Origin of the sequence: Methylobacterium platani (genome assembly GCF_001653715.1) — a bacterium.
Classification (GTDB): domain Bacteria; phylum Pseudomonadota; class Alphaproteobacteria; order Rhizobiales; family Beijerinckiaceae; genus Methylobacterium; species Methylobacterium platani.
Map to the genome: position 1 here is coordinate 1 of NZ_LWHQ01000079.1, position 1464 is coordinate 1464.

Sequence of the window (1464 nt, forward strand, 5' to 3'; positions counted from 1 at the left end):
CGACCAGCCCAGGATGCGTTCCGCCCCGACGTTCCAGTCGGTCACCCGGCCCTCAGTATCCGTGACGATGATCGCCATCTCGCTGGCGCTGTTGAAGATCGCACGCTGGCGCTCCTCGTTTTCGGCCAACCGCTGCCGGTTGCGATGCACCTCGGTCACGTCGAGCTGGCTGCCGAAGCGGTAGAGCAGGCGTCCATCCGCGTCGTAGACCGGCGCGACGAACAGGTTATTAATGAAGGCGGTCCCGTCTTTGCGATAATTTGTGATCTCGAGGGCGATGTTGCGTCCCTGGGCGAGCGCCGCGCGCAGCGCAGTCAACTGATCCTGCTCGGAGCCTAGCCCTTGCAGGAAGCGGCAGTTGCGGCCCAGGAGTTCATCCGCGCCATAGCCGCACATCTCCTGGAAGGCGCGGTTGGCGAAGATGATGGGTTCGTCGGGTAGATTGGGATCGGTGATGATCATCGGCAGGCCGGTCCGCTCGACTGCCGAAAATAGCACCCCGGCATCGGCGGGGGTGGACCTGCCAGGTGGGCTCAGGTTCGCTACGTAAGAGGCTGTCGAGCCGGCGTCTCGTTCGGCGCGCAACTGCCGCACCTCGGCTTCAAGTTCCGCCCGTGAGAGCCGCTCGAGGTCGTCTATCATTGGTCCGAAAGCTTACCTAGCACTGGGTCGCGGTCATCGGGTAGATGGATGGATGATGGCCACGCGCCTGTCACGTTTGTTCCTGAGCGACGCCTACCATTGTGCACGGTCGTAGGGCCAGAGCAGCCGGCCTCTTCGGTTCGAAGTGGGTAGGCCCCTGGCCTACTCAGCCGTAGAGCCCTTCAGCATTCATGCGCGCTAGGAGCTGATGGGCCTGATCCTGAGCTGCAGCATCACGCATTTGCTCCTCGAAGCCGTGTGCGAACATGGGCAGAAGTCTGCTTGTCGCCCGTTCCATAGCCGAGCCCTCCCATAGGATCAGTACCTCGCGGTCGGTCAAGTCCTTGAGGAAGTACCAGAGAGCCAGCATCACACTCAGCGCCGGCCGGTTACCCCATCCGACAATGATGGCCTTCCCGATGCGCTCGACCCAGCGCAGGAGGGCGTGCTGCTTCCTTGCGACGAGATCGCCGAAGGGCTCGAGGAGGGCGGCTTGCAGGTCGGCGCGAAGCGCAGCGATATCGGCCTCTGCTTTTGCCGCCTGGTCCGGGTCGGCCGTAACAAACACGCCTGACGCTGCTGTCGAGGCGTAAAGGAGATAGGCCGGGATCGCGAGTTCGACGCGCTGCCGGTCAGATAGAGTTGGCATCAGAACATCGTAGGGCCGGAAAAAGGATTACAGCAGCGATGAACCCATAAATTACGAGTCCTACGCGACCGGATTAAGCCTGGTACTTGCTAGTTACCCATATGACAAAGCCGCCCCTTGCGGAGCGGCTTGCCTGAGGCTGCCTCAATCAAGGATCAGAGCTTGCTCTTCAC

General features: G+C 61.8%; 2 protein-coding genes. Both read right to left on the reverse strand.

Translation table 11 applies throughout. From position 1 onward, the window contains the following. A partial coding sequence (locus tag A5481_RS29475; RefSeq protein ID WP_156655669.1) for a PAS domain-containing protein occupies positions 1-642 on the reverse strand: 642 nt, incomplete at its 3' end. Positions 643-808: 166 nt separating this feature from the next. Then, positions 809-1291, reverse strand: a complete 483-nt coding sequence (locus A5481_RS29480) for a hypothetical protein (RefSeq protein WP_048435738.1) — start codon at positions 1289-1291, stop codon at positions 809-811. Positions 1292-1464 lie beyond the last annotated feature (173 nt).